The organism is Metallibacterium sp. (assembly GCF_054637675.1).
The window spans coordinates 26772-47365 of record NZ_JBTSRB010000021.1; the positions used below are offsets into that span (position 1 = coordinate 26772).

Annotated in this window: 19 protein-coding genes; 11 read left to right on the plus strand and 8 right to left on the minus strand. The window is 66.3% G+C overall.

What is annotated here, in order from left to right; all coding sequences use genetic code 11:
• The first annotated feature begins 79 nt into the window (after positions 1–79).
• The 3 genes from lptF (at position 80) to ACYDAT_RS08395 (ending at position 4887) form a co-directional block, all read left to right on the plus strand.
• The gene (lptF, locus tag ACYDAT_RS08385; protein WP_461449568.1) at positions 80–1192 is read left to right on the plus strand and encodes an LPS export ABC transporter permease LptF; all 1113 of its coding nucleotides are present in this window, start codon (positions 80–82) and stop codon (positions 1190–1192) included.
• Positions 1189–2310 (plus strand): LPS export ABC transporter permease LptG, encoded by a 1122-nt coding sequence (gene lptG, locus ACYDAT_RS08390; RefSeq protein WP_461439562.1) that lies wholly within the window; start codon positions 1189–1191, stop codon positions 2308–2310. The genes lptF and lptG overlap by 4 nt, the downstream gene beginning before the upstream one ends.
• A 180-nt stretch (positions 2311–2490) precedes the next feature.
• Entirely contained in the window at positions 2491–4887 is a 2397-nt protein-coding gene (locus ACYDAT_RS08395) for a PKD domain-containing protein (protein WP_461449570.1), read from the plus strand.
• A 426-nt stretch (positions 4888–5313) separates the two neighbouring features.
• On the opposite strand, the gene ACYDAT_RS08400 is transcribed toward ACYDAT_RS08395, so the two are convergent.
• The 6 genes from ACYDAT_RS08400 to nirK (ACYDAT_RS08425) all read right to left on the minus strand — a co-directional run bounded on the left by ACYDAT_RS08400 (position 5314) and on the right by nirK (ACYDAT_RS08425) (position 11536).
• On the minus strand, positions 5314–6324 hold the full coding sequence (locus tag ACYDAT_RS08400) for a class I fructose-bisphosphate aldolase (RefSeq protein ID WP_461441460.1): 1011 nt from the start codon (positions 6322–6324) through the stop codon (positions 5314–5316).
• A 79-nt stretch (positions 6325–6403) separates the two neighbouring features.
• Positions 6404–6895, minus strand: a complete 492-nt coding sequence (locus ACYDAT_RS08405) for an energy transducer TonB (protein ID WP_461439565.1) — start codon at positions 6893–6895, stop codon at positions 6404–6406.
• 194 nt (positions 6896–7089) lie between these two features.
• Positions 7090–8562, minus strand: a complete 1473-nt coding sequence (pyk, locus tag ACYDAT_RS08410) for a pyruvate kinase (RefSeq protein WP_461439566.1) — start codon at positions 8560–8562, stop codon at positions 7090–7092.
• A 97-nt stretch (positions 8563–8659) separates the two neighbouring features.
• Entirely contained in the window at positions 8660–9247 is a 588-nt protein-coding gene (locus ACYDAT_RS08415) for an SCO family protein (RefSeq protein WP_461439567.1), read from the minus strand.
• A gap of 2 nt (positions 9248–9249) precedes the next feature.
• The gene (locus ACYDAT_RS08420) at positions 9250–10026 is read right to left on the minus strand and encodes a formylglycine-generating enzyme family protein (RefSeq protein ID WP_461441461.1); all 777 of its coding nucleotides are present in this window, start codon (positions 10024–10026) and stop codon (positions 9250–9252) included.
• 61 nt (positions 10027–10087) lie between these two features.
• Complete coding sequence (nirK, locus tag ACYDAT_RS08425; protein WP_461449572.1) at positions 10088–11536, minus strand: copper-containing nitrite reductase; 1449 nt, start codon at positions 11534–11536, stop codon at positions 10088–10090.
• Between the two features lie 164 nt (positions 11537–11700).
• On the opposite strand from nirK (ACYDAT_RS08425), the gene ACYDAT_RS08430 reads away from it, so the two are divergent.
• The 6 genes from ACYDAT_RS08430 to ACYDAT_RS08455 all read left to right on the plus strand — a co-directional run bounded on the left by ACYDAT_RS08430 (position 11701) and on the right by ACYDAT_RS08455 (position 18361).
• A complete protein-coding gene (locus ACYDAT_RS08430; RefSeq protein WP_461449574.1) occupies positions 11701–12456 on the plus strand; it encodes a helix-turn-helix domain-containing protein in 756 nt (251 codons plus the stop codon).
• A gap of 100 nt (positions 12457–12556) precedes the next feature.
• Entirely contained in the window at positions 12557–14884 is a 2328-nt protein-coding gene (locus ACYDAT_RS08435) for a nitric-oxide reductase large subunit (protein WP_461449576.1), read from the plus strand.
• Positions 14885–14946: 62 nt separating this feature from the next.
• Positions 14947–15603 (plus strand): glutathione S-transferase family protein, encoded by a 657-nt coding sequence (locus tag ACYDAT_RS08440; RefSeq protein ID WP_461449578.1) that lies wholly within the window; start codon positions 14947–14949, stop codon positions 15601–15603.
• A gap of 218 nt (positions 15604–15821) precedes the next feature.
• Positions 15822–16919 (plus strand): copper-containing nitrite reductase, encoded by a 1098-nt coding sequence (gene nirK / locus ACYDAT_RS08445; RefSeq protein WP_461449580.1) that lies wholly within the window; start codon positions 15822–15824, stop codon positions 16917–16919.
• Positions 16920–16970: 51 nt separating this feature from the next.
• The gene (locus ACYDAT_RS08450) at positions 16971–17774 is read left to right on the plus strand and encodes a formylglycine-generating enzyme family protein (protein WP_461449582.1); all 804 of its coding nucleotides are present in this window, start codon (positions 16971–16973) and stop codon (positions 17772–17774) included.
• Positions 17771–18361 carry an SCO family protein gene (locus tag ACYDAT_RS08455; protein WP_461440218.1) on the plus strand — a complete coding sequence of 197 codons (591 nt, stop codon included), beginning with the start codon at positions 17771–17773 and terminating at the stop codon, positions 18359–18361. The genes ACYDAT_RS08450 and ACYDAT_RS08455 overlap by 4 nt, the downstream gene beginning before the upstream one ends.
• A gap of 74 nt (positions 18362–18435) precedes the next feature.
• Here ACYDAT_RS08455 and ACYDAT_RS08460 read toward each other — a convergent pair whose 3' ends face one another.
• On the minus strand, positions 18436–18678 hold the full coding sequence (locus ACYDAT_RS08460; protein ID WP_081129870.1) for a thioredoxin family protein: 243 nt from the start codon (positions 18676–18678) through the stop codon (positions 18436–18438).
• 127 nt (positions 18679–18805) lie between these two features.
• Between ACYDAT_RS08460 and ACYDAT_RS08465 the strand changes: the two genes are divergently transcribed.
• Together ACYDAT_RS08465 and ACYDAT_RS08470 are read left to right on the plus strand one after the other, a co-directional pair.
• Positions 18806–19228 carry a hemerythrin domain-containing protein gene (locus ACYDAT_RS08465; RefSeq protein ID WP_461449586.1) on the plus strand — a complete coding sequence of 141 codons (423 nt, stop codon included), beginning with the start codon at positions 18806–18808 and terminating at the stop codon, positions 19226–19228.
• Positions 19229–19316: 88 nt separating this feature from the next.
• The gene (locus ACYDAT_RS08470; RefSeq protein WP_081127065.1) at positions 19317–19763 is read left to right on the plus strand and encodes a biotin/lipoyl attachment domain-containing protein; all 447 of its coding nucleotides are present in this window, start codon (positions 19317–19319) and stop codon (positions 19761–19763) included.
• Between the two features lie 238 nt (positions 19764–20001).
• On the opposite strand, the gene ACYDAT_RS08475 is transcribed toward ACYDAT_RS08470, so the two are convergent.
• A complete protein-coding gene (locus ACYDAT_RS08475) occupies positions 20002–20463 on the minus strand; it encodes a carboxymuconolactone decarboxylase family protein (RefSeq protein WP_461441468.1) in 462 nt (153 codons plus the stop codon).
• Positions 20464–20594 lie beyond the last annotated feature (131 nt).

The following is a 20594-nucleotide window of genomic DNA, read 5'->3' on the forward strand; positions in this document are numbered from 1 at the left end:
TCCTGGGAACATCCGCGCTTGCCAGCGCAAGCTACACTTCGTGATTGGGCCGCGGGCGCGGCGCGGGGCATGTTAGTCGATGTTGCGCATCCTCGATCGCTACCTGCTGAAGGAACTCGCCTTCGGCACGCTGGGCAGCGCGGCGCTGCTGCTGCTGGTGACCATCGGCGGCACGCTCTCGGATGTGCTCTCCAAGGTCGCGGCTGGGCGCTACCCGGCCAGCGTGATGTTTCCGGTACTGGGCCTGCGCGTACTCGATGCGCTCTCGGCGCTGCTGCCGGTGGCACTGTTTCTCGGCGTGCTGTTGGGCCTGGCGCGCCTGTACCGCGACAGCGAGATGCACGTGCTGAGCTCCTCCGGCATGGGGCCGTCCGGACTGTTGCGCCCGGCAATGCTGCTGGCGGTGCCGGTGGCGATCGTGGTGGCGGTGATTTCGCTGTGGCTGGGGCCGTGGTCGGCGGCGGCATCGCAAGCCATGGTCGACAATGCCAATCGCTCGGTCATCGCCGCCGGGCTGGAGGCCGGGCGTTTCACCGAACTGCCCGGCGGCAACGGCGTGATCTACACGCAGGAATTGAGCCCCGACGGCCAGCGCCTGACGCGCGTGTTCGTGGCCAGCGAGCGCGCCCGCCCCGGCGGCGCGCCCGAGGTCAATCTGGTCACCGCCGCGCGCGGCAAGATATTCATCGATCCGCAAAGCGGCGACCGTTTTCTGGCGCTTGTCGACGGCCACCGCTACAGCGGCGTGCTGGGGCAGATCGACTGGCGCCTGCTCGACTATCGCCGCAACGATCTCTCGCTGGCCTCGGTCAACGCCGGCGCCAGCACTGCCGGTGCCGGCGCGCCGCATGAGCAGACCACGCTGACCTTGTGGCGCTCGGGCGTGCCCGCCGACCGCGCCGAGCTGGCCTGGCGCATCGCCGCGCCGGTGAGCGTGCTGGTGTTGGCGCTGCTGGCGCTGCCGCTGGCGCGGCAGAATCCGCGCGAACCGTTTTACGGGCGCCTGCTGCTGGCGCTGCTGGCGTATCTGGTGTTCGCCAACACGCTGGGTATTGGCCGCGCCGAGATCATGGCCGGCCGCCGCGGCGGTGACTGGCTGATGGCGCTGATCGAGATCGCGATCACGGCGTTCGCGCTGCTTTGGTTCCGCCGCCAGCACAGTGAGCGCCGCGTGCGCGGAGCGCGCGCATGAATGTGTCCTGGCTGCCGCCGCTGCCGCGCCTCAAGCGCGCCGACAAACTGCTGATCGCCGGCGTGCTCGGGCCGATCGTGCTGGTGTGGGTGCTGCTGGTGGGCTTCGATGCGTTTCTGCAGTTCGCGCGCCAGTTGAGCAATCTCGGCCGTAACGGCTACACACTGGGGCAGGCCGCGTATTTCATCATGCTGACTTTGCCGCGACGCTCTTTTGAAATGTATGGCAACGCCGCACTGATCGGTACGTTGCTCGGTTTGGGCGGGCTCGCCGCCAGCAACGAACTGACCGCGCTGCGCGCCGCGGGCATGTCGCGGCTGCGCATCGGCGGCGCCGTGTTGACGTTGGTGGCGCTGCTTAGCGTAATCGCACTGCTTGACGCCGAGTACGCCATGCCGCCGGCCGAGGCGCGCGCGCAGGGCATCCTGCTGGCGCTGACCGCGCGCAATATCGCCGCGGCCACCGGCACCGGGCTGTGGGCGCGCGACGGCGACGACATCGTCAACGTACGCAGCGCGCTGGCCACGCACCAGGTCATGGGCCGCGGCATCGATCTGCGCGACGTGCGCATTTACCAGTTCGATGCGCAGGGCCGGCTGCTGTCGATACGCTGGGCGGCTGGCGCCAATTATCGCGACGGGCACTGGCAACTCGAACACCTGCAACAAACCCGCTTCGGCGCAACTGGCGCCACGCGCAGCGTGCTGCCCACGGCGATCTGGAAGACCGGCCTGAGCCCGCGCCTGCTGGAACTGTCGGTGCTCAGCCCGAACACGCAGGCGATCAGCGATCTGCTGCGCAACATCGAGTATCTGCACGGCAACGGCCTCGACGCGCGCGTCTACACCGATGCGTTGTGGCAGCGCCTGTTCTATCCGCTGAACGTGCTGATGCTGGTGTTGTGCACGCTGCCGCTGGCCTTTGGCACGCTGCGCGCGGGCGGCCTCGGCAAGCGCCTGCTGATCGGTCTGCTGATCGCGGTGGGCTGGTTTTTTCTGCAGCGCGCGCTGGTCAATCTGGCGATCGTGTACAGCGTGCCGGCGTGGCTGGCCAATCTGGGGCCGATTCTGCTGCTGGCCGGGGTGGCAACCTGGGTTTTCCGCCGCCGCCATGCCTGATTCGAACAAGGCTCCGCGGCGGCCTGTGAAACCGTATGACACGTCCCGGCACGTCCAGCGTTGGTGTGGCTACACTCGCGCCAACCGTACGGTTCAGACAGGGATGCCGTGTTGACCCCCATCGACCACGGCGGCAGGCTTCGTCAAACTTGACCGGACATGCCCAAGGGGGGCGAACCCATGCAGCATCGACTGAAGTACGCATTGATCCTGGCCGCACTGCCGCTGTTGGCCAGTGCCGCCATGGCGCCAACCACGGCGCCCAAGACACCCACCACGCCCGCGCCAGCAGTGCTGGCCAAACTATCGCCGCAGATCGCGCACATCGCCGCCACGGTGGGTACCACCGAAGGCCGCGCCCTGCAGACGCGCGCGCTCACCGCGCAGCAGCAGCCCTACGGCCCCGCGCCACTGGCCGCGCGTTTCAACAGCAGCGGCCAGGTGCAGGTGTATTTGCACTACGACGCGCAGCAGGGCGCGCCGGCGCCGGCCACGCTGCAAGCGCTGGGCGCCACACGCATCCTCACCAGCCCTGAACTGGGCGTGGTGCAAGCTTGGGTGCCGAGCAGCGCGCTGTATCGGATCGCCGCGCTGCCGCAGGTCGCGCGCGTCACCATTCCGCGCTATGCCGTACCGGCGCGCAATCTGGCGCCGATCGGCGCCAAGCCGCGCATGGGCTCGGTGGATACGCAAGGCGATGCGTTGCTGGGTGCCGCGCAGTTCCGCACCGCCACCGGCCTCGACGGCTCCGGCATCTCGGTCGGCATCATCTCGAATGGTGTCGGCACGATCTCGGGCAGCACCTCCAGCGACATCACCCAGGACCAGGGCACCGGCGATCTGCCCACCAGCCCGGCGCCGTATGTCGATACCGCCGTCAACGGCGGCGGCAGCGGCAATGAAGGCGCGGCGATGATGGAAATCGTCTACGACATGGCGCCCGGTGCCGCGCTGGGCTTTTGCGGCCCCGCCACCACAGTGGATTTCATCACCTGCTTGAACAACTTCGCCGCGGGCAATGGCGGCTTCAAGCCGACCATCATCGCCGATGACCTGGGCTTCCCCGGCGTGGCCATGTTCACCGATGGCAGCTTCGCCACCGCGGTGAAGAACTTCGCCATCGCCAACCCCAATATCCAGTTGCTGACCGCGGCCGGCAACGATGCCGAGCAGTTCTGGTCCGGCACCTGGAACCCGATCACGATCAACACCACCATCAGCCCCTCTTCGACCAGCAACAGCAACGCCTACACCTACACGCAGGCGCAAAACTTCGGCACCGCCGGCAACCCGCTGCCATACATGAGCTTCCCGGTCGCGGCCAGCGATACGGTGACCTATATCGTGGAGTGGGATGACACCTGGCCGCTCAATCCGACCAGCAGCACGCCCAATGATCCCAATGACTACGACGTGTTCCTGACCGATAGCAGCGGCAATATCCTCGCGTGCAACATGGGCATCACCCCCAGCCCGGCGCCGACGTCGTCGTCGCCGCCGCCCGCGCCCAGTTATTGCAACCTTGGTAGCAACTACGGCACGCTGACCTCGCCCGGGCCGCAGCCGGTGCAGGGCAACCAGTACGTCAACGGCAGCACGCAGCAGACGCTGCAACTGCATATCTACAAGCGCAACGGCACGCCGGGCCAAAACCTCAAGGTGCTGGTCTTTGCCAACAACCACAGCTTTCAGTTGATCCCCAACACACCGGCCGGCAGCATCTATGGCCAGTCGGCGCTGCCGGCACCCTACGAGCTCACCACCACCGCGATCAGCGCCGCCGACGCCGCGGCCAACAACGACAGCATCGAGCCCTATGCTTCGGAAGGCCCGATATTTTTCTCGCAGCCCTCCACCGGCACCAGCACGCGACAAAAGCCTGACTTCACCGCCGTGGATTGCGTTGATGTCACCGGCGTCGGCGGCTTCGGGCAGAACAACAACACCACGCCTCCCAGCGCGACCTTCTGCGGCACCTCGGCCACCCCCGAGGCCACGGGCGCCGTGTTGGCATTGCTGAAGGGCGCTTTCCCCGGCAACACCCTGACGCCCTCCGCGATGCTGCAAGCCGGCGCGCAGGCACTGACCAGTTCGGCCAGTAACGGCAGCGGCAATCCCAACGGCGTGTTCGGCTACGGCATGGTCAATGCCTACAACTCGGCGGCGGCGATCGCGCCCAAGCCCGCCGCCACGATCAGTGCCCCCGCGGCCAACACCACCACCATCCAGCCCGGCGGCACGGTCAGCTTCAACGGCAGCTGCTCGGCCAACGGCGCGCCCGGCAGCATGGCGTTGAGCTGGGCGTTCGGCACCGGCGCCAGTCCCAGCACCTCGACCAGCGGCAGCGTCACCGTGACTTACGCCACGGCCGGCACCTACACCGCCACGCTGACCTGCACCAACAACGCCTTCAACACCAGCACGACGGCCACGCGCACCGTGACCGCGGCAGTACCCCCGCCGCCGCCCGCAGCAGGTGGTGGCGGTGGTGGCCTGGGTCTACTGAGCTTGAGCGCACTGGCTGCGCTGGGCGCCGGAGAAGCCATGCGCCGGCGTCGTGCCAACCCGAGCATCTGAGTCACCCCGGCGCGCTTGCACGCGCACGAAGAGACAAGAAGAAGGCGGGGGCGATCCCCGCTTTCTTCACTACTGCAGCCATGAGCCATCGCCGCGGCTCGCATCAATCCCACGCGAATCCGTGATCGTGGTTCTTTCGTGAACTGCCCAGCGTGAACTATCCGGGCAGGCACTGGATTCGATCCGCATCCTTCGGCAACGGTATCGGCCCGGGTCGGAACCGCACGTATCGCAGGGGCTGGAAGGATGGTTGCAGATGCGACTTCAGCGACCCGATGGCCACCGTCGAGCCGCGCTTCGACTGATCGATATGCAAATCCATGCGTTCTACGTCGTTTGCGCGACAGAACGCACCCCAACAAAACGGGCGCCATCAAGGCGCCCGTTTTCATCCGGCGCCGAGCAGCGCACCATGATGCGTCCCGCTCAGCCGCCGCTGCGCCATTGCCCCAGCGCGGCCAGACCGTTCTCGCGCGCGCGCTGCGCGACGGTCTTTTGCGCCTCGGCGTACTTGCCCTGCATGTCCTTGCTCCACAGCTTCAACGCCGCCTGCTGCATGGCGCGGCCGTAGCTGAAGCTCAGTGGCCACGGATGCGGACCCATCTGGTTCATGGCATTCAGGTGCGCGGTGGATTGCTCATCGCTCTGCCCGCCGGAAAGAAACACGATGCCCGGCAACAGCGCCGGCACGATGGACTTGAGACAGCGCACTGTCGCCTCGGCGACTTCCTCGACATCGACCTGCTCCTCGCAATCCTTGCCGGGAATGACCATGCTGGCCTTGAGGATGGTGCCCTCGAGCATGACATTGTGCTCGTACAGCGAGGCAAACAGCGAGCGCAGCACCGCCTCGGTCACCTCGTAGCACACGCCGATGTCGTGATCGCCGTCCATCAGCACCTCGGGCTCGACCACGGGCACGATGCCGGCTTCCTGGCACAGCGCGGCGTAGCGCGCCAGCGCGTGGTTGTTGGCCTCGATGCAGGTCGAGCTGGGCATGTCGTCGCCGATATGAATCACCGCGCGCCACTTGGCGAACTGCGCGCCTAGCCGCACGTACTCGGCAAGGCGCTGGCGCAGTCCGTCGAGACCCTCGGTCACCACCTCGCCTGGGAAACCGGCCAGAGGCTGCGGCCCCTTATCCACCTTGATGCCCGGCAGGATGCCCGCCGCGCGCATGACCTCGGTGAAGAGCTTGCCGGCGCGCGTCGACTGGCGAATGGTTTCGTCATACAGAATCGCGCCGGAAATGTGATCGGCGAGGCCCGGTGTGGTCAGCAGCAGCTCACGGTAGGCGCGGCGATTTTCCTCGCTGTCGGCGATGCCGACGGCATCGAAGCGCTTCTTGATGGTGCTGTTGGACTCGTCGATGGCGATGATGCCCTTGCCCGGCGCCACCATGGCCTGGGCGATGTCTTCCAACTGTTCGATGCTCATTGGCAAGTCTCCGCGTCACAAGATGGGCGCGGATCAGAACCCGCGCAGCCACTCAGTATAGCGACGCGCGGCGCGGCACTCAGCGCGGCGCGTAGCCCGGCAGCACGCAAGGTTCCAGATAGTGCTTGCGTTCGGCGGCGATGCGCGCGCGCGCGGCAGGCGGCGTACCGGCCTGCGCCTGCGGCAGATTGAATGGCACGATCAGATAGCTGGCGATCGGCTGCTGCACGGTATTGGCCGCCGCCGGCCGGTAATGCATCGACTCGATCATGCTGACCGCGGACGGGCCCAGATCGCTGGGCGGCGCCACCCTGGCCGCGCGCACGTCGAGGGTCTTGCCGTTGCTGCCGATGATGAAGCTCACCGCCACGCAGCCCGGCTTGTTGATATTGGTCCCGGTGTACGGCAGCGTGACCTCGACATGGCTGCTGTCGACCACCCAGTAGTGGTCGATGTGCTCGGGAATGACACGCTGGACATTTTGCGCCAGCGCCAGCGCGGGCAGCAGGGCCAGCGCGACGCCAATCAGCGCGACGCGTGCCCGCCACGTGGCGGAATACATGCAGATCATGGGCGTTCTCCGCGATGCGAGGACACCAGCATAGCCGCAGGTGCGCGCGCCGCGGCGAAGTTCCGCAGCGCGGTTCAGTGCTGCATCGGCGTGCCAGTCATCCTCCGCGCAATCAGGGCATGAAACGTGCGCGCGGCTATCGAGAATATCGGCCACGCGACGATTACGTATGAACTACTCGATCCACGCCGAGATCAAAGTTCGCGCGGATTTTCCACATCGCCCTGCGCGCCCACCGAGAGCAGCTTGAGCGTGTTGGTGCCACCGTGGCGCCCCACCTCGCCGTGGGTCAGCAGCACGCGCGATCCGCTGCCGAGCAGGCCCAACTCGGTGAGGTGTTGGATCGCCGCGCGCACCAGTGCCGCGGAATCGTCACCGACATCACCGCTGCTGAACGCCACCGGCTGCACGTCGCGCAGCAGGCGCATGCGCCGGCGCGCGGCGGGATTGTGCGACAGCGCGTAGATCGGCACCGTGGAGCGGTAGCGCGAAAGCCACTGCGCGGTGGCGCCGGATTCGGTCAGCGCGACGATAGCCGTGGCGTCGATGCGGTTGGCCAGGTCCATGGCCGCGTGGGCGATGGCCTGGTCGCTGCGATCCAGGCGCTGCGCGCCCGGCCAAGAGGCGTAATCCTGCGCCTGAAACTGACGCTCGGCGCCCAGGCAAATGCGGTGCAACGCGGCCACGGCCAGATCGGGATGCGCGCCCGAAGCGGATTCCTGCGACAACATCACCGCATCGGTGCCATCGAGGACGGCATTGGCCACGTCCAGCACCTCGGCGCGCGTCGGGATCGGCGCGCTGACCATGCTTTGCAGCATCTGCGTGGCGGTGATCACCGCGCGGTTGCGACTGACTGCCTGGCGGATGATTTTTTTCTGCAGGCCGGGCAATTCGGCGTCACCGATCTCCACGCCCAGATCACCGCGCGCGACCATCACCGCGTCGGAGGCATCGATGATTTCATCCAGCACCGGGATGGCATCGGCGCGCTCGATCTTGGCCACCAGCCAGGCATCGCCGCCGGCTTCGCGCAACAGGCGCCGCGCTTCCTCGATATCCGCCGCCGAGCGCACGAAGGACACCGCGAGAAAATCGGCCTCCATCGATGCGGCCAGGCGGATATCGGCGCGATCCTTGTCGGACAGCGCGTCCACGCTGAGCCCGCCGCCCTGGCGGTTGAGGCCCTTGCGATCGGATAGCACGCCGCCGACGCGCACCGTGCAGCGCACCTCGGCGCCGGCGACTTCGCGCACATCCAGCGCGACCAGGCCGTCATCCAGCAGCAGCACGTCGCCACCATGCACATCGCGCGGCAGTCCGGTGTAGCTGACGCCGACGCGCGTGGCATCGCCGGGCGGCGCATCGAGCCGGCAATCGAGCACGAAGGGCATGCCTTCCTGCAGCCGCACCGGCCCGTTGGCGAAACGCTCGACGCGGATCTTGGGGCCTTGCAGGTCGGCGAGGATGCCGATCTCGCGACCGCTGGCCGCGGCCCAGGCGCGCACGGCCTCGGCGCGGCGCCGATGGTCCTCGGGCTGGCCGTGCGACAGGTTGAGGCGGACCACGTCCACGCCCGCGGCCAGCGTGCGCGCCAGGGCTTCAGGCGCATCGGTGGCGGGGCCGAGGGTGGCGACGATCTTGGTGCGGCGCAGGAGGGTAGTCATCGCGCAAAGCTAACACGGCGCGGCGACGAAACGACATATCGGCGCAGTGGCATCGCGGATGCGTCGGTGGTGGCCTGCGTTCGCGCGATGGCATCCGTCAATGCGCTGCGACCATGACCATGGCCGCCACGAACGCCGGGTCCGGCTTGCCCGTCGCATCGGTGGTGGCAAGCACGCGCCCCTCGCCATCCAGCAGCGCGACCACGGTGTTGTGCGCGTAGCCGCCATCGGGCAGCGGCCGGTAGGCGATGCCGAGCACCCCGGCCAGCGCGCCGTAGTCACCGCTGATCGGCGTGGTCAGCCGATACAGCGGCGCGCTGAGGTGATGGTTGGCGGCAACCCGGGCCAGCATCGCCACGTCGTCGTGTTCGGGATCGAAGCTGACCAGCACCACGGGCAGCGGCGCGGCGCCCCGGGCGGCAACGGCCTGCTCGATGCGCTTGATGTTTTCGATCAGCAGCGGGCACGCCATCTTGCAGGAGCCGTAGAACATGCTCACCAGACGCGGTTCGCCACGCAGCGAGGCGAAGCTGAAAACATCGCCCTGCTGATCGCGCAGCATCAACGCCGGGATCCGGTACACCGAGTTGTCGGGCAGCGGCGCGGCGACAGGCGGAGCCGCGAGCGTCAGCGGCGCGAACAACGCAAGACCGGCGAAGCGCAGCAGCAGACGGGGGATACACATGGTCATTCTCCGGGCAGATCACGAACACAGCGGAAGCCGACGCGCGGCGCGTCGTCGGCGGGTTTGAGCGCGGTCAGGGCGGCGACGCGCATCATCAGCGCGAACTGGTTCTTGTCGGCGAAGGCCAGCGCCGAGCCGCCGCACAGCGCCAGCGAGGGGCCGGCGCCGGGCACGCGCGCATCGGCATTGGGAAACATCGCGGCGTAATCGCCGGTCCATTCCCACAGCAGGCGGTTGAGATCGCGCACGCCCCAGACGTCGGCGGGACGCTGGCCGATGCGACCGGGCCGGTTGCCGGTGGCCGCCTGGATCGCGTCGAGGATGTCCTGGTTGCGCGCCGGATCCTGGCGCGCATCGCGGCGCGTGGCGTCAGTGGCGGCGACGTATTCCCACTCGTACCAGGTGGGCAGCCGCGCCTGCTCGCTGGCGCAAAAGGCGCGCGCGGCAAACCAACTGACGCCGGTGACCGGCTGCTCGGGCCGCGCATCGGGACCGAGTGTCAGCGGACCCTGCCATGCGGCCAGATACTGCGGCCCGGCAAACAGTGGCGACACCCGGCCGCGCCGCCACTCGGGATGCGTGCGCACGAAATCCAGGAACTCGGCGTTGGTCACCGGCTCGACGCGCATCGCGAACGGTTTGATGGCGATGCGCGCCGCGGCGCCGTCGACGGCCAGCGCGCTGCCGAAGACACCGCCGGGAATGTTGACGTAGTCCGCCGCGGCGACGGCGGACGCGGTCGCCAGCAAGGCCAGCAGCAGGCCGACTCCGATGCGCATGATCACTCCCGGATCCCGTGAAAGCCGGTGGCGCCACCGCAGCGGCACCACCAGTGCATCATCACCGCGGCTTGTCGCCCGCGCGCACCGCCTTGACCTCGGCTGGCATGATGGTGCCGCCCTTGTTGTTGAAGTTGTTCAGCACGTAGGTCAGCACGTGCGCGATCTCGTCATCGCTGAGCTGCGCGCCGAAGGCCGGCATCACCGACTCGTAGCCGGTGTTATTGACGGTGATCTTGCCGCTGAGCCCGTTGAGCACGATACCGATGGCACCCTTCGGATTGGCGTTGAGGTAGTCCGACATCGCCAGCGGTGGGAACGCGCCCGGCAGGCCCATGCCGTTGCCCTGATGGCAGGCGGCGCAGATCTGTCCGAACACGCGCTTGCCGTCGGCCATGGCGTCGTTGACCGACGCGGCTGCAGGCGGCGCGGCAACCGCCGCGGTCGGCTTCGCTCCGGTGGGGATCGGGCCGCTGGAGACCTTGTCGTAGATCGCCGGCGCGGCCGGACCCGTGACCACCAACTGACCCAGCGCGCCCTGCATGAACGCGCGCGTGATCGAGTGATCGACCAGCAGGAAGGTGCCCGGCACCAGCGTCTTCATCTCGACCGTGACCGCGCCGCCGGCCGGGATCAGCGTGGTCTGCACGTTGTGGTTGACCAGCGTGCCGCCCTCGACGTTGACGTTGTCGAAGATCTGGCCGATGACGTGGAAGCTCGACACCAGGTTGGGACCGCCGTCACCGACGAACAGGCGCACCGTGTCGCCCACCTTCGCGGTCAACGCATTGGCACCGGTCAACGAACCCTCGCGACCGTTGAACAACACATAGGTCGGCTGCTCCAGCAACAGCTTCTGCATGTCGAACGTCTGCAGGCCGGGCGCGTGATAGGCGCCCGTCGTGTAGAAGTCACCCTGCACCACGTAGTACTCGCGATCCGCCTTCGGCAGCCCCTGCGGCGGCTCGACCAGGATCAGGCCATACATGCCGTTGGCGATATGCATCGGCACCGGCGGCGTGGCGCAGTGGTAGATGTACAGGCCCTCGCGCATGGCCTTGAAGGTGAACACGCTCTCGTGGCCCGGCGGCGTCATGCTCAGCGCCGCGCCGCCACCCGGACCCATCACCGCGTGCAGATCGATGTTGTGCGCCATGTGCGAGTCCGCCGCGTTCTTCAGGTGCAGTTCGACGGTGTCGCCCTGGCGCACGCGGATCATCGGCCCCGGCACGGTGCCGTTGAAGGTCCAGAAGTCGTAGCGCACGCCGTCGGCGATCTCCTTGACGACCTCGCGGGTTTCCAGGCGCACGATCACCCGCGCCGGGTAGTCGCGATGGATCGGCGGCGGCACGGCGGGCGGCGCGAGCATGGCCTCCTCGATCGGCGCGCCGCGCGGCGGACCGAGATCGGCGGGATCCTTGGCGGGCGCGGCGCCCGCGGGTGCCGCATGCGCGCCAAGAAGGACGAGGCCGAGGGCAAGAACGATGACTGGGATCGATGGGTGCCGCATGGTCCGCTCCTGATCGCGAAAATCGCGTAAGACGATCGTAATGACTTGCGTCGGGTAATCTCTTGACCCAGATCAACTCCGTGGCAATCCGCCGCGGTTCGGACCTGGATCCAGCACCGTGCTTGCTAGACTGGCGCCCGCCGCGATCGCGAAGCCAGGCTGCCATGACGCTGCACCCACACCGCCTCACTGATCGCGACAGTCCCATCGCCGACGACGGCGATGAAGTGCGCTTTTGCAGCACCTGCGCGTTTTCCGGCGCCTGCACGCGCGCCGGCTACGACAAGGTCGCGCTGCGCGATCTGCATGTTCTGGTCGAACACGTGGGGCCATACCGCGTGGGCGAGCCCGTGTTCCGCCGCCACGACCCGTTCCGCGCGATCTACGCGGTGCGCGCCGGCACGGTGAAGACCGTCGCGATCGATGCCGAGGGCAACGAGCAGGTGCTGGGCTTTTACATTCCCGGCGAAGTGGTCGGACTCAATGCCATTTATCCCGAGCACTATCCCTGCGACGCCACGGCGCTGGAAACGACCTACTTCTGCCGCTTTTCATTCAGCGCGATCAGCGCACTGGCCACGCGCCTGCCGGGTCTGCAGCGGCAATTGTTCCGCCTGTTGTCCAAGGAGCTGGGCATGACCTCGCGCCTGGCAGGCGACCATGCAGCCGACGAGCGCGTGGCGGCATTTCTCATCGATCTGGCCGAACGCTACGCCACGCAGGGTTTTCCGGCGCGGCGTCTGCATCTGGCCATGTCGCGCAGTGAAATCGCGGATTACCTGCGCCTGGCCGCGGAAACCGTCAGCCGCATGCTGACCCGGTTTCGCGACCTCGGGTTGATCGCCATCGACGGGCGCGAGGTGGAGATCGTCGATGCCGCACGGCTGAATGCGCTGGCGCGCAACGTGCTGGAACGCTGACTGCGGCGTTGTGCCACGGTATTCCTGATCCAGATCAGGAACCCGCCTCGACATGCCGCCTAGCATTCCATTCACCTTACACGCGAATCAGGAGTGCGTCATGTCCACCAATGCACTGCCGGCAGCACAAGCCGGACCGCAGGACCGCACCAGCAAGGTGCTGATCTGGATCATGGTCATCGTCACCGTCGTCTGCTGGGCGGCGATGGTGGTGGCCACCGTGGAAACTTACGAGCAGGCCGCGCCGCTGCCGCAGAAGATGATCACCGCGAGCGGCGCGACGGTGATGAGCTACGACAGCATCGTCGCCGGCAAGTCGGGCTTCCAGAAGGCCGATCTGATGGACTACGGCAGCCTGTATGGCATGGGCTCGTACTTCGGCGAGGACTACACCGCCGAATACCTGGTGCAACTGGGTAGGCAGGTGCAGGAGAACCTGGCGCAGGAACGCTACGGCAAGCCCTACGCGGCGCTCGGCGCCGACCAGCAGTCCGGCATCACGCGCAGCATGCGGGTCGAGCTGAAGGGCATCGACCTGAGCCGGCCGGTGGTGGTGCTGCCGCAGGCGGTGGCCGACGCCATCGCCACGCTGCGCACGCGCATCGCGCAATCACTGCTGACCGACAACTTCGCCAAAGGCTACACGCGCGCGCACGCGCTGGATGACACCAGCGCCGCGCATACCGCCGATTTCCTGCTGTATTCGTCGCTGACCACGGTGGCGCTGCGGCCCGGCAAGGACTACTCGTGGACGGTGAACTGGCCGGCCGAGCCGCTGGTCGGCAACAGCCCCACCAAGGCTACTTTCATCTGGACCTGGGCCTCGTTCACCCTGGTGTTCTTCGCCATCGGCGCGGTGCTGGTGATCTTCCGACTGTGGATCGAGCCGAAGTCGCCCGGCGAGACCTACGAGCCGACATTGCAGGGCTTTGCCGAACCCACGCCCAGCCAGAAGGCGCTGTGGAAGTATTTCCTGGTGGTGGCCGGGGTGCTGCTGGTGCAGATCCTGGCCGGCACGATCATGGCGCACTACTACAGCGAGCGCGCCAGCTTCTACGGCATCGACGTCGACCGCTGGCTGCCATTCGACTTCTTGCGCAGCGTGCACCTGCAGGCGGCGATCGTGTGGATCGGCGTGAGCTGGATCGGTGCCGGGTTGTTCCTGGCGCCGCTGATCGGGCGTGGCGAACCGGCCGGGCAGCGCCATCTGGTCAACCTGATCTTCTGGGTGCTGGTGGTGATCGTCGCCGGTGCGCTGATCGGCGACTACCTCGGCATCATGGGGCTGATCGACAAGCACTGGTTCTGGTTCGGCAACCAGGGCCTGTCCTACCTGGAACTGGGCCGCTTCTGGCAGATCCTGTTCTTCGTCGGCCTGGCGGTGTGGAGCCTGGTGCTGCTGCGCGCGTTCTGGCCCACGCTGAAGGCGCTGTTCCGGCAGGGTGGATCGTTCTACAGCCTGTTCCGCATCGAGCATTTGCTGTGGTACAGCACGCTGGCGGTGGCGGTGATCTACGTGTTCGGCATGATCCCGCTGGCCTCGCCCAACCCGTCCTTCACCATCACCGATTTCTGGCGCTGGTGGGTGGTGCACCTGTGGGTGGAGTGGGCGTTCGAGACCTTCACCGCCGCGGTCACCGGCTACTTCCTGATGAGCCTGGGGCTAGTCTCGCGCCAACTGGTCGAGCGCGCCGTGCTGTTCGAGTGGATCCTGATCCTGCTCAGCGGCATCCTCGGCACCGGCCACCACATGTACTGGGTGGGTGAACCCAGCCTGTGGATCGGCGTGGGCAGCATGTTCTCGTTCCTCGAAGTGCTGCCGCTGTTCCTGCTGGTGATGGAGGCCATCGACCAGCGCCGCCATATCGCCGAACAGAAGGACTTCCCATACCGCCTGGCCTACCTGTACATCCTCGGTTCGGCGTTCTGGAACTTCGTCGGTGCCGGCGTGTTCGGCGGCGGCACGCTCAACGCGCCGCTGGTCAACTACTACGAGCACGGTACCTTCCTCACCCTCAACCACGCGCACACCGCCATGTTCGGCGCCTTCGGCCTGCTGGCCATCGGCCTGGTGTACATGGCGTTGCGCTACTTGAACGGTGATCGCGCATGGAGCGACCGCCTCGGCGTGTGGGCGTTCTGGCTGTACAACATCGGCATGGTGCTGTGGATCGTGCTGAACTTCTACCCGATCGGCTGGCCGCAGCTCGAGGCGGTGTACACCCACGGCTACGCCTACGCACGCAGCATGAAGTTCTACGACACCACGCTGTTCTGGCAGTGGATGCGCATGCCCGGCGACATCGTGTTCGCCGCCGGCGCCGTGCTGATGGCCTGGGACTTCATGCGCAAATTGTGGATGCAACGCCAGTTCGCACGTGCCGGCATGGCGACCGCCGCAATCGCACTGGTGGGTCGGGATCGCTGATTGATCGCGATGCCTCCTGGCGAGAGCCGCCCTCACGGCCCTCGCCCTTTTCTGGAGCCACCATGCTGCTCTACGACGCCGACAGCCCCGCCCCGCGCTGCTTGCGCATGTTCCTGATCGAGAAAGGGCTGCAATTGCCCGCAGCACACGTCGATGTCTTCGCTGGCGAGAACCGCGCACCCCCATTCCTGACACTGAACCCGGCTGGCCAAACCCCGGCACTGCGACTCGACGACGGCCGCGTGCTGGCCGAAGCCGTGGCCATCGCCGAGTACATCGAGGAGCTGCACCCGTGGCCGGCGCTGATCGGCCGCAATCCAGCAGAGCGCGCCGAAACCCGGCAGTGGTGGCGGCGTGTCGAGCTCAACATCACCGAGTTCATCCACAACGCCTATCACTATGCCGAGGGCCTGGTGCGGTTCCGGAACCGCATTCCGGTGGCGCCCGAAGCCGCGGTGGGCCTCAAGCGCATTGCGCAGGACCGCATTGCCTGGCTGGATGGCCTGATGGCGGACGGCCCCTGGCTGTGCGGCGAACGTTTCAGCGCCGCCGACATCTGGTTGTACGTGTGGCTGGATTTCGGCAACGCCGTGCAACAGCCCTTCGACACCACGCTGCCGCGCATCGGGCCATGGTTCCGCCGCATGGCGGCGCGACCCAGTGCAACAATCAGCAGACCGCCACTGATCGCATCCCCATCACCAGCTTCACCTGGCTGAGCGGTTGCAGCAGCGCAGGCGGAGCCCATCTGCCGCGTCACCACCGCCCGTGCAAACCGCTGCGCCGGCGCCCGGATGCGCTGGGTTGTCATCTCTCACTGCTGATCTACGCGCCATCACTGCGACAGCGCGCCGCGGCGGCGCCTGATCCAGATCAGCGGCCACGCGAAGGCTCCGATCAAACTCACAAGCGTGAGATCCAACCCACGGAGCACTGTATGAAACGCATCCTCGCAAGCGCCATCACGCTGGCACTTTGCTGTGCCGCGCTCGCCAGCACGGCCCATGCCTCGCCGTTACCGGCAGGCTGGACCTGCACGCCCGCCCTGTGCGGCGCGCCCGAAGGCAAGCCCATCGTCGAGCAGTTGCTGCCGCCTCCCGAGGTGCCAGCACCGATCACGCGCCATTACCCGGCGAAAGTGATCGTCAACCTGGAAGCCAGGGAAGTGGTCGGCACGCTGGCTGATGGCGTGAAGTACGACTTCTACACCTTCAACGGCACCGTGCCCGGGCCGATGATCCGTGTGCGCGTGGGCGACACCGTCGAGATCCGCCTGAAGAACGCGCACAGCGATCACATGCCGCACAACATCGACCTGCACGCGGTAATGGGCACCGGCGGCGGCGCGGCCAATTCGATCGTGATTCCGGGCCACGAGGGCGCCTTCGAGTTCAAGGCGCTGCACGCCGGGTTCTTTGTCTATCACTGCGCCATGGCGCCGGCTGCGGTGCACATCGCCAACGGCATGTATGGCGCGATCATGGTCGAGCCCGCCGACGGATTGCCCAAGGTCGACAAGGAGTTCTACGTGATGCAGGGCGAGTTCTACACCCAAGGCGCCTACATGCAGCCTGGCCTGCAAGCGCTGGACATGACCAAGTTGCTGGACGAGCAGCCCACCTACGTGGTGTTCAACGGCGCCGTCGGTTCGCTCACCGGCGACCACGCCCTGCATGCCGAGGAAGGCCAGACCGTGCGTTTCTTCTTCGCCAACGGCGGACCCAATCTCACCTCCAGCTTCCACATGATCGGCGGCATCTGGAACACCGTGTGGCCGTGGGGCGGCTCCAACGAAGACCACAATGTGCAGACCATCTCGGTACCGCCCGGTGGCGCGGTGATCGCCGACACCAGGCTGGTCGTGCCCGGCACGTTCATGCTGGTCGACCACGCCGCCGTGCGCATGTTCAACAAGGGCGCGCTGGGCCAACTGGTGGTCTCCGGACCCGAGCAACCGACGCTCTACCGCGCGCTGTGGAACAGGCCGTTTCCACCCGCTGGCGCCATGCCGGCTGCGGCATCGAGCACACACTGAGCGCATGGCCACTGCGCGCGGCCACCCCGTGCGCACGCCGAGCCGGCGATCATGTTGCGCACGCTCACAGGATTGCTGATGTTGCTGGCTGCGCTGCTGCCGCGGCCTGCGCCGGCGAATGCCGCGGCTCCGCGCTTCGTGATCGTGCCCGGCGGCCCGTTGGTCAGCAGCCTGCTCGATGGTACGCAGGCAGTGACCGTACGGATCGCACCCTTCGCGATGATGGACGAGCCCGTTACCGAGGCACAGTTCGCCGCCTTCGTGCGCCAACACCCCGAGTGGCAGCGCGGCCACATTGCACCGCTGTTTGCCGGACCCAACTACCTCGCCGGCTGGCTGACGCCCGCCGACCCGGGTGATGCGCAAGCCGCGCGTCACCCGGTCACCGGCGTGAGCTGGTTCGCCGCGCGCGCCTACTGCGACAGCCTGCATGCCGAACTGCCCAGTTGGTATCAGTGGGAATATGCCGCCGCAGCCAGCAGCAGCAGTCGTGACGCGCGCGCGAACATGACCCGCCGCAACGCCATCCTGGCCGCGCTCATGCGCGCGACGGGACAACGCCCCGGCTTGATCGGCCAGCGCCCGGCCAACGTTTACGGCCTGCGCGATCTCAACCGGCTGATGTGGGAATGGGTGAGCGACTATGGCGCCATGTTTCCCGAAGTCAACGGCGATGTTGGCAGTGCCGGCTCCGGTTCGGTCCTGCGCTTGTGCGGTGGCGCCGCGCTGGCATTCCGCGATCCATCCGACTACGCGCTGGCCGAACGCGTGGCCGCGCTGTCCATGCTCGCTCCCGCGGACTCGTCGCCGTTCGTGGGTTTTCGCTGTGTTCGCAAACCTGGAGATACCCCATGAGAAACATGTTCGTCCTACTGTGTGGTGCTTTGCTTGGCACCTGCACCCTGGTTACCGCTGCGGCATCCGCGCCAGCGTCATTGCCGGCGACCTCGGTTTATCGCATTCCACCGCTGACGCTGATGAACCAGGACGGGCGCACCTTCACCTTCGCCAGTCTCGCCGGCAAGCCGCGTCTGCTGGGTATGTTCTATGCCTCGTGCCAGATGGCTTGCCCTGTGGAAATCGAGACCCTGAAGCGGGTCGAAGATCAGGTCGTGAAAGCAGGCGGCCAGCCGATCCCGGTGCTGCTGGTCACGTTCGATCCGGCGCATGATGATCTCGCGGCACTCAAGAAAACCGCTGCAGAACACCACGTCAGCGCGCCGGAGTTTCAGCTCAGTCGTGCGCTCAGCGGTGACATCGGCATGCTCGGCGGCGTACTGGGCGTGAGCTGGCGCCCGTTGCCGGGCGGCGGCTTCCAGCACAACGTGGTCGTCGCGCTGCTGGATCGCGCGGGACGCATCATCGCGACCGATCCGGCCAACGGTCGCGCCGATCCGGCCTTCGTCGCGGCCATCGTGCGCGAGGAGCGGGCCACCCGCTGATGCAACGCATGCCTCTGCCCCGCCTTGCCGGCAGCTCGCGCTGCAAAGGCTGCGCGCGCCAACGCATGCGGACCTCAGACGCCCAGCACTTTCAGTACATCCGCAAGCGGTTGTGCGCCTACCATCTTGAGGACGTCATCGATGACCACCGCGGGGACGGTCCTGATGCGCAGTCGGCTCGCCACTTCACGGCCTTTGCGTTCCGCGACATCCAGGATTTCGAACTCCATGGGCACCCGCTGTGCGGCTTCGGTCCAGATCTTTTCCGCTTGCGGGCAAGTAGGACACCACTTGGATACCAGAAGTTGTACTTTCACGTTCACCGCTCCCGCGCGACGGTCAAGCTCATCCGCACCACTGCTGGCCCGACTGCTCGCGCCGCCACCCAACCTTTCACCCACCCGACCAGCCAAGGAGTATTCCGTGGAAAGCATAGAACAGATCATGCGCCATGATCATGAGCGCCTGGACGTGCTGCTGGAGACTGGTGCCAAGGCGGTGCACGAGGGTCACTGGCGTGAAGCCGCGGATCTATTGCAACGATTCCGCCATGGCCTCGTGGACGGCCACATGGTGGTGGAAGAGACGCTGCTGTTTCCGGCTTTTGAGACGCAACCGGGCAATGCCGAGCCTGCGCTGACCGCGATATTGCGCAAGGGGCACCAGGATCTGCGCGTGTTCATCCAGGAGATGGCTGAAGCCATCGCTGCGCACGACGATGAAGAATTCGCTGCATTGCTGAGAACGGTACGCGCCCTGCTCAAGCAACATGACAGCAAGGAAGAATCCGAGCTTTATCCCCATCTCGCCGCAATCATGCCGGATCAAGGCCGCGCTGCGAGCGAACTTCTGCTGAGCTTGCAATAGGTCGCCACAGATCGGTGCGCAAGCTGATGGACGTCGGATATCGACGCGCACCATCGTGGGCGATGTGTTGTAGTGCGGAGCAATCGATATGAACGAATTTCATGGCTGCGAAATACCTGCGAACCTGTTTTACGACCTCGACTATGTCTGGGTGCGTCCTGAACACGATGGCACCCTCACCCTCGGAGTCACCGATCCTGCCCAGGCCATCGCGGGCCGCCTGCACTATGCGCGCATCAAGAAACTGGACGTCCACGTGGATGCCGGGCGCCATGTCGCCACGCTGGAAAGCAGCAAGTGGGTGGGCGGCGTGCCGAGCCCTTGCGCCGGGGTGATCGTGGCGCGCAACGAAGCGCTGCTGGAAAAGCCGCATCTGATCAATATCGATCCCTACGGCGATGCATGGATCGCGCGCATCAAGCCTGATGACGCGGCGCATGCGCTGGACCATGTCACCACCGGTGCGCAGGCCGTTGTCGCGCTCGAAGCCTGGATCCAACGCTATGACGTGCAATGCATGCGCTGCTCGGATTGAGGGTCGCCCGCATGCTGTGCTCGACTGCACCCATACCGGCCTGGATTCAAACTCGATCAGCGGCAATCAATTCGATCTTGATGCTCTCTGCCGCTGATGCGACCAGTCTCTCAAGCTCTCGCTCTAGATAGATTGATGCACTGTTGCCGAGTGACATCCGCGGGTCGCCATCACGGTGGTGGCGAGCGACATCGCAACTTTCCTTGACTGTTGGGGGCGTGTGTCTTGCCGGACAGTGCTACCCGACCGGCTGGGCGACATAGCCTCCCACATCCGCACGAAATGCAATCGCCAGGCGGTTCCAGCCGTTGATGGCGATGATGGCCAAGGTCAGATCGACCATCTCCTTCTCATTGAAATACGCCCGCACATCGGCGTATAGCGTGTCGGATGGCTCGTTCATGGAAACTTGTGTCACTGCCTCGGCCCACGCCAGGGCGGCTCGCTCGCGCTGTGAATAAAAAGGTGCTTCGCGCCACGCCGGCAGCAGGTACAAGCGCTGTTCGGTTTCACCAGCGGCGCGGGCATCCTTGCTGTGCATGTCCAGACAGTAGGCGCAGCCATTGATTTGCGAGACGCGCATCTTCACCAATTCAAGCAGCGCATGTTCCAGCCGCGCGCGGCGTACGGCAGCTTCCAGGCCCAGCATGGCCTGGTAGGCATCGGGTGAAGCTTTGCGATAGTCGATACGGGTATTCACGAACGCCTCCTGGGAAACAACATCACCACAACGTGACGCTCCGCTCGGCGCGCGGCGGGCTCACGCGAAGTGTCCGGCGCTGACGCTGTCGCCGCGCATGAAGTGTTCCTGCAAGTACTTCTCGCCTTCGT